This is a genomic window from Amycolatopsis sp. SID8362 (genome assembly GCF_010550475.1).
In the GTDB taxonomy this organism is placed as follows: Bacteria; Actinomycetota; Actinomycetes; order Mycobacteriales; family Pseudonocardiaceae; genus Amycolatopsis; species Amycolatopsis eburnea.
Window position 1 is genome coordinate 1 of record NZ_JAAGNB010001327.1, and the last position, 7,691, is coordinate 7,691.

Sequence of the window (7,691 nt, forward strand, 5' to 3'; positions counted from 1 at the left end):
CGTGTCGGCCTACCCCGGCGACGGCACCACGGCGTGGTCCGCGGTCGCCCGCCCGGACGCGGCCCGGCTCGTCCGCCTCGGCCTCGAAGGCGCGCCGGCCGGGACCAAGCTGCACGCCGTCGCGGAGGAAGCCGTGACAGCGCGGGAAATCGCGGAGGCGGTCGGGCGCACGCTCGACGTCCCGGCGGTCTCGCTGGCCCCCGAAAAGGTTGCCGAGCACTTCGGGTTCGTCGGCCGGTTCTTCGCGCTGGACATGACGGCGTCGAGCGCCCGCACGCGCGAGCTGCTCGGCTGGACGCCGTCCGGGCCAGGCCTGGTCGAGGACATCGAAGCCGGCGCCTACGCCTGAACGGAGAAGTCATGTCCTTCGAAGCCGAAGTCACCGCGTTCATGCTCGTGAAGACGACGCCCGAGTGGCTGGGTCTCACGGTGGCGCAGCGGGTGCACGCGTTCGAGACCGAGATCCTCCCGGTCGTCAAGGAAAAGGCGAAGGGGGTGCGGTCGCGGTTCTTCGACACCGAGTTCTACTCCGCGCGCGTCACCGACGTCTGGGTGTGGGAGGCCGCCGACCACCAGTCCTACCAGCTGGTGATCGAGGCCCTGCGCGAAACCCCGTTCTGGGACCGGTACTTCGAGATCACCGAGATCCTGGTCGGGGTGGAAAACGGGTACGCGAAGAACTACGGCATGAGCACCTTCGCCACCGTCGACCTCGAGTGAACGCCGGAAGCGCCGGGAGCACATCGCTCCCGGCGCTCCGGAGCGCTACGCGGCTTCCTCGGCCTCCACCGGTTCCGGCGTGATGTCGGTGTCGGCCGGCGCGGCCGCTTCGCCGTCCAGGCGGACGTTGCGGAACAGGACCAGCGCGAGCGTGGCGAGCAGCGCGATGAGGATCGCGCAGACCAGCGCCGCGACGGCGAACCCACTCGTGAACGCCTCCCGGACGGACGTGAGCAGCGTGCTGCCGGCCTGGCCGGACAGGCCCTGGGCGGCGGCCGTGCCCTCGGCGATGCCGCCGTGGGCCGCGGTGGCGACGTCCGCGGGCACCCCGGCCGGCACCTCGATCTGCCCGCGGTAGGCGGCGGTCGCGATGCTGCCGAACAGGGCGATCCCGAGCGCGATGCCGAGCTCGTTGCTGGTCTGGGAAATCGCGCCGGCCGCGCCCGCCTTCTCCGGCGGGGCCGAGCCGATCACCAGGTTGATGCCGAGCACCACCATCGGGGAGAGCCCGCCGGTCGCCAGCACCGTGCCGATCACCGTGACCGGCAGCCCGTTCGTCACCGGAACCTGGGTGAGCACCAGGAAACCGGCGGCGGAGACGGCCATCCCCACGGCGATGACGAACGCCGGGCGGAACCGCTGCGCCAGCGGCGGCGCGATCATGTACCCGACCATCATCGCGACGGTGTACGGGATCAGCCACAGGCCGGAGTTCAGCGGCGACAGGCCGAGCACCAGCTGCAGGTACTGGTTGAACAGCAGCAGGATGCCGCTGATCGTGGACCCGCCGAGCAGCAGGATGCCGAGCGCGCCGCTGAACGCGGGCCGGCCGAGCAGCCGGATGTCCAGCAGCGGGTCGGCGAGCCGGCGCTGACGGCGGACGAACGCCGTGCCGAAGAGCAGCCCCACCACGAGGACCACGGTCGGCACGAGCACGGACTCACCGCGCGCCAGCTCCTTGAGGCCGTAGATGACCGGCAGGACCGCGGCGAGCGAAAGGCCGGCGCTGATCAGGTCCAGCCTGCCGCCCGCCGTCCCGGGTTCGGAGCGCGGCAGCAGGATCGGCGCGGCGATGAGCAGCAGCACCATCACCGGCAGGCCGAGCAGGAACACCGAACCCCACCAGAACGCCGACAGCATCACGCCGCCGACGAGCGGGCCGATCGCCAGGCCGACCATGAAGCAGCTCGTCCAGATGCTGAGCGCCATGCCGCGCTGCTTCGCATCGCGGAACATGTTGCTGATCAGGGCCATCTCGGTCGGGACCAAAGTGGACCCGGCGATCCCGAGCGCCGCACGGGCGATGATGAGCATCGTCGCGCTGGTCGAAAACGCGGCCACGGCCGACGCCGCGCTGAACAGCGTCGCGCCGATCATCAGCAGTTTCCGGTGCCCGATGCGGTCGCCGAGGTTCCCGCTCGTGACCAGGAGCCCGGCGATGGTGAACCCGTAGATGTCGATGATCCACAGCATTTGCGAACTGCTCGGGTGCAAATCCGCGGTCACGTGCGGAATCGCCAGCAGCAATACGCTCATGTCCAGCGCCAGCAGCAGGGTCGGAAGGGTGAGGACGGCCAGGCCGACCCACTCCCGCCTGCCCGCCCGCTCACCGGAGTGGGTCGAGCTGTTCGTTGTCATGAGAAACCCTTCATGCGTCCGGCATATACCGTCAACACTCGACCCGATCGACGGTGCGGGCATCCTTGAAAATGCGCAGTTGGGGCTGCTTTGCGGCGCCGAAGCGGTTTCGACACTACCTTCGTAATTCAGTGCGCCGATGTCGAATCGGCGGGCACGCGGTTTTCCCGCAGCCGCCGGTAGTGCGCCACGCATTCCTCGTACCGCGGCAGCAGCCCCGCCGCCAGCGCTTCGGCCAGCCGGGGCGCCGCGCGGTCCTTGGGCGACAGCAGCGGCTCGACGTCCGACGGCCACGGCAGTCCCAGTTCCGGGTCCAGCGGGTCGAGGCCGTGCTCGCGGCCCGCGTCGTACTCGGTCGTGCACAGGTAGGACAGCACGGTGTCGTCTTCGAGGGCCATGATCGCGTGGCCGAGACCCTCCGGCACGTACACCGCGCGGAATTCGAGCGGGTCGAGGCGCACCGCGTCCACCACGCCGAACGTCGGGGAGCCGACGCGGATGTCGGCGACGACGTCCAGCAGCGCCCCTCGCGAGCAGTAGACGTACTTCCCCTGCCCGGGTGGCACGTCGGCGTAGTGCAGCCCCCGGATCGTGCCGCGCCGGGACCGGCTGTGGTTCAGCTGCGCCACCTTCAGCGGGTGGCCGACCGCTTCGACGAAAGCCGCTTCCTGGAACGGGCACACGAACAGGCCTCGCTCGTCCGGGAACACCCGCGGGCCGAACTCGAACGCCCCCGGCACGGCCAGTTCCCTGGCTTCTCGGACCTCTCCCAATGTGCCCACCCTCTTCCGGACCGGCGATGAACGCCACGACGTGAGGCAGGATTATTGCGCACAAAACGGTCAGATCGCCATCAACAGGACCAAGAAGGCCAACCGTGCGCAATCACGCGGAACACGGCCGGCTGGAAGGAGTGCAGATGACAGGGTCACCGCCGCGGTTCAGCACGCCGCTGCACGTCGGCCGTCCGAACATCGGCGACCGGAGCCGGTTCCTCGACCGGCTCGGCGGCGCGCTCGACCGGCACTGGCTGGCCAACAACGGCCCGCTGGTGCGGGAATTCGAGGCGCGGGTCGCCGCGCTGGCCGGTACCCGGCACTGCGTCCCGGTGGGCAACGCGACGGTGGGCATCCAGATCGCGGCGAAGGCGGCGGGGATCGCGCCGGGCGACGAGGTCGTCGTCCCCTCCTTCACCTCGCCCGCGACGGCGCACGCACTGCACTGGATCGGCGCCACGCCGGTGTTCTGCGACGTCGACGGCACCGCCAACGCGGACCCCGGCCACGTCGCCCGCCTCATCGGCCCGCGGACGCGCGCGATCGTCGGCGTGCACGTGTTCGGCAGGCCGTGCGAGATCGACCGGCTGGCCGCGCTCGCCGAGCGGCACGGCCTGCCGCTCATCCTGGACGCCGCGCAGGCGGTCGGCTGCACCTACCGCGGCCGGCCGATCGGCGGCTTCGGCGTCGCCGAGGTGTTCAGCTTCCACGCGACCAAGTACCTGAACAGCTTCGAAGGCGGGGCGATCGTCACCGACGACGACGAACTGGCCGAGCGCGCCCGCGCGATGCGCAACCTGGGGATGAACGACGAGCGGGACCAGGTCGTATGCGGCATCAACGGGCGGATGACCGAGGCGTCCGCCGCGATGGGGCTGACTTCCCTCGACGCGATGGAGACGATCGTCTCCGCGAACCGGCGCAACCACCGGCTGTACCGCTCGGGCCTCGCGGGCCTCGACGGCGTGCGCCTGCACAAGCCGGCTCCCGGGGAACGCGCGAACCACCAGTACATCGTCATCGAAGTCGACGGAGAAGTCGCCGGCGCCGATCGAGACGCCGTGCTCGACGCCCTGGCCCGGCACAACGTGCTGGCCCGGCGCTACTTCCACCCCGGCTGCCACCAGATCCCGCCCTACCGGGACAACCCCGCGCTGCACACGCCGTTGCCGTTGCCGCGCACGGAAGCGTTGTGCGACCGGGTGCTCTCACTGCCGACCGGGACGGCCGTGGGACCGGCCGAGATCGCGGGGATCTGCGGCATCATCCGGGAAGCGTGCACCGGCGGGCAGGCGCGGGCGGCCTGAGCGGACGGCCGGGCCTCGTCGGGGTCCGGCCGTCCGATGGTCAGGAATCCTTGCGCACGGCGATGAACAGGCCCGGCGCGTTGTGCGGGCGCTCGCCGAGCCGCCACGGGATGTCGGCGAACTCGACCGCGCAGCCGGCGTCTTCGAACGCGCTCACGTACTCGTCGCGGGTGAACAGCTTCATCAGGAAGACGTCCGTCCACTCCCGGATGCCGTCCGGCTGGGCGACGACGAACTTGATCTCCACCCGGGCGCTGTCGCCCTGGCGGGTGGAATGCGTGACGCGCGAGACGATCCGCCGCTCCTCCTCGACCAGGTGCCCGCCGACGTACCCGTCGAGGAACTGCTCGGGGAACCAGCCGGGCTCGACCACCAGCACGCCACCCGGTTCCAGGTGTCCGACCAATTGGGCGACGGCGAGCCGCATGTCGGCGAGGGTCTCGACGCAGGCGATCGCGTTGCCCAGGCAGACGACGGCGTCGAAGGTGCGGCCGAGGTCGAAGGTGCGCATGTCGCCGGGGTGCACGGAAACGCCGGGCAGCCGGCGGCGCGCCACCGAGCGCATGGCTTCGGCGAGTTCGACGCCTTCGGTGTGGTCGAACGCCTTGCCGAAGCGGCCGAGGTGCGCGCCGGTCCCGCAGGCGACGTCCAGCAGGCTCTCCGCGGCGGGCCGCCGCGACCGGATGATCCGGGTGATGTCGTCGGCTTCGTTTTCGTAGTTCTTGCCGCGGCTGGTGAAGACCAGGTCGTACAGCTCGGCGTGGGCGTCGCCCCAGGCACCGTGGATGTCGGCCCAGCTGCGGTCGGCGTCGGCGGTCATGAGGCCGCCTCCTCGAAGCGCCAGCGGCCCGACCCGTAGGGCTCCGAGGTACCCAGGCCGAACACGGTCCCGACGGTGACTTCGTAGAGCTCGTACGGCGGCGGTCCCGCGGTGGGCGCGCCGAAGGGCGCCGAGTACGCGCCGTCCTCGACCGTGAGCGGCCAGCCGTACTTCTCGATGTACACCTCGGCGATCCGCCGCAGCTCGGCTTCATCGGTCACCTTCGCGGCCGTGCCCTCGATGACGATGTCCAGGTCGTCACTCGTCGCCGTGATCACGCAGTGCGGGTTCTCCGCGAGGTTCTTCGCCTTGCGCTTGGCGGGGTTCGACGTGAAGTACATCGAACCGTCGACCCAGACCCCGAACAACGGCATGACGTGCGGCCGGCCGTCGGGGCGCACGGTCGAAAGCCAGTACGTCGAATTCCCGTGCACGAGGCCTTTCTCCACCAGCTCCCAGCTCGGCGCGGGGGCGTCGTACCCGCTGATCACCTTGCCTTCTGGTGCTTCCGCAGTCATCCGGCAGTCCTCCTCACAGCCCGGTTCGAGGCAAGAGTCGCATTTGTCCAACTTTCCCCGGTGATCATGACCGATCGGTGCCGGATTTTCTTCTCCGAGGGTGCTCAGTGCCCGGCACCGGCGTCGGAGCCGACCGGCCTCGCAAGCGGGAAGAAGACCCACGGATGGGACGTAGCGACCATTGGGAACAAATAGGATGTAAGGAGTCGTCATGCGCGTCGCGTTCGCCCTGTGGCCGAACCCCGTCCACCTGTACCCGATGGTCCCGCTCGCCTGGGCGCTGCGTGCCGCCGGGCACGAGGTCTACGTGGTGTCGCACCCGGCGCTCGCCACCGTGGCCACCAACTCCGGCCTGCCGTTCGTCCCCGTGTGCGACGAAGCCGCGATGCCGGTGCCGATGGGGCCGGGCAACGCCTACACCGAGGAGCGGGCCAAGGTCGAGCTGATCACCACCGCGCTGGACCTGCCCGAGGCGGCCCGCGAGCGGTGGAACATCTTCAGCCAGTTCCTGCTGCCGTCCATGTGGGACTTCAACCCCTACCAGGGCGACGCGGCGAACCTGCCCGCGATGGACGGGCTCGTCGAGTTCTTCCGCGGCTGGCGGCCCGACCTCGTCATCTGGGACCCGTGCTTCGCCGGCGCCGGGGTGGCCGCGCGGGCGGTCGGCGCCCGGCACGCCCGCTACACCGGGCCGGACTTCGTCGGCTGGTGCCTGGACACCTTCGAGGAGATCACCGGGCGCCCGGGCGCGCCGGCCGTCGACAACCCGCTGGCCGAGACGATCCGGCCGATGGCGGAGAAGTACGGCGTCCCGGTCGACCGGGAGACGATGCTCGGGCAGTGGACGCTGAACCCGATGCCGGCCGCCATCAACTGGCCGGTCGACACGACGATGGTCCCGGTGCGGTGGATCCCGCACGCCAACGCCGAGGTCATCCCGGACTGGCTCTACCCGCTGCCGGACCGGCCCCGGGTGGCGCTGTCGCTCGGGCTGTCGATGCGCAACTACATGACCACCGGCTGGGAGTACGTCGAAGTCCTGCTGGAAGCGCTGGGCGGACTGGACATCGAGGTCATCGCGACGCTCAACGAGAAGCAGCTGGGCGCGGTCTCCCGCGTCCCGGACAACGTGCGGGTGGTCGACTACGTCCCGCTCGACCAGCTGATGCCGACCTGCTCCGCGCTGATCCACCACGGCGGCTTCGGCACCACGATCGCCGCCGCGACCTCGCGCGTGCCGCAGCTCGTCGTCGACTTCCTCGAGGAGGACGTCACCGCGGTCGCTCTCGACGGCGGCGTCGCGGCCACCCGGTACGTCGTCGCGCCCACCACCGTCGGGTTCGTCTCCGGCCCGGGCGCCGGCGACGTGATCGACCTGAGCCGCCCGTCGGTCGAGGCGATCCGGGCCCAGGTGACCCGGGTCCTCACCGAGGAGTCCTTCCGGGACGGCACGGACCGCCTCTACGGCGACCTGCTGACCGCCCCGAGCCCCACCGACGTCGTCGCCCAGCTGGAGAAGCTCGCGCAGCCTTCGCGTTTCTCCAGCCGCGCCACGGACAGAGCCGCCTAGGCCCCGAACCCGAGGAGGTGCCGGGATGAGCAACGGAAGCGCGGAACGCGCCGTCGTCCTCGGCGGAAGCATCGCGGGCCTGTTCACGGCCCGCGTCCTCGCCGAGGTGTACGGCGAGGTGGTCGTGGTGGACCGCGACCGGTTCACCGGGCCGGAGGTGCGCCAGAGCGTGCCGCAGGGCCGGCACGCCCACGGCCTGCTGGCCCGGGGGCAGCAGGCCGCGGAGGAGCTGTTCCCCGGGTTGACCGGCGAGCTGCGCGACGCCGGGGTCGCGGTCGGCGACGTCTCGGCGCGCATGCGCTGGTACGTCGACGGGCACCGGCTGCGCCCGGGCCCGACCGG

General features: G+C 70.8%; 7 protein-coding genes and 2 pseudogenes. 5 read left to right on the plus strand and 4 right to left on the minus strand.

The annotated features are described in order from the left end of the window. Together G3I65_RS40970 and G3I65_RS40975 are read left to right on the plus strand one after the other, a co-directional pair. A pseudogene (locus G3I65_RS40970) lies at positions 1–349 on the plus strand (3-beta hydroxysteroid dehydrogenase); the annotation flags it as partial. An 11-nt stretch (positions 350–360) separates the two neighbouring features. Next, a complete protein-coding gene (locus G3I65_RS40975; RefSeq protein WP_125311011.1) occupies positions 361–720 on the plus strand; it encodes a darcynin family protein in 360 nt (119 codons plus the stop codon). 45 nt (positions 721–765) lie between these two features. Here G3I65_RS40975 and G3I65_RS40980 read toward each other — a convergent pair whose 3' ends face one another. Both G3I65_RS40980 and G3I65_RS40985 read right to left on the minus strand, forming a co-directional pair. Continuing rightward, entirely contained in the window at positions 766–2,358 is a 1,593-nt protein-coding gene (locus tag G3I65_RS40980) for an MFS transporter (protein WP_160700852.1), read from the minus strand. Between the two features lie 128 nt (positions 2,359–2,486). Continuing rightward, complete coding sequence (locus tag G3I65_RS40985; RefSeq protein WP_160700853.1) at positions 2,487–3,131, minus strand: dTDP-4-dehydrorhamnose 3,5-epimerase family protein; 645 nt, start codon at positions 3,129–3,131, stop codon at positions 2,487–2,489. Positions 3,132–3,277: 146 nt separating this feature from the next. On the opposite strand from G3I65_RS40985, the gene G3I65_RS40990 reads away from it, so the two are divergent. Next, positions 3,278–4,441: a DegT/DnrJ/EryC1/StrS family aminotransferase gene (locus G3I65_RS40990; RefSeq protein WP_160700854.1), complete on the plus strand. Its 1,164-nt coding sequence runs from the start codon at positions 3,278–3,280 to the stop codon at positions 4,439–4,441. A 40-nt stretch (positions 4,442–4,481) separates the two neighbouring features. Here G3I65_RS40990 and G3I65_RS40995 read toward each other — a convergent pair whose 3' ends face one another. Then, entirely contained in the window at positions 4,482–5,261 is a 780-nt protein-coding gene (locus G3I65_RS40995) for a bifunctional 2-polyprenyl-6-hydroxyphenol methylase/3-demethylubiquinol 3-O-methyltransferase UbiG (protein ID WP_160700855.1), read from the minus strand. Then, positions 5,258–5,779: a pyridoxamine 5'-phosphate oxidase family protein gene (locus G3I65_RS41000; protein WP_160700856.1), complete on the minus strand. Its 522-nt coding sequence runs from the start codon at positions 5,777–5,779 to the stop codon at positions 5,258–5,260. The genes G3I65_RS40995 and G3I65_RS41000 overlap by 4 nt, the downstream gene beginning before the upstream one ends. Before the next feature lie 211 nt (positions 5,780–5,990). Between G3I65_RS41000 and G3I65_RS41005 the strand changes: the two genes are divergently transcribed. Then, positions 5,991–7,349: a nucleotide disphospho-sugar-binding domain-containing protein gene (locus G3I65_RS41005; RefSeq protein WP_160700857.1), complete on the plus strand. Its 1,359-nt coding sequence runs from the start codon at positions 5,991–5,993 to the stop codon at positions 7,347–7,349. A 25-nt stretch (positions 7,350–7,374) separates the two neighbouring features. Continuing rightward, positions 7,375–7,691, plus strand: a pseudogene (locus G3I65_RS41010) (FAD-binding monooxygenase); the annotation flags it as partial.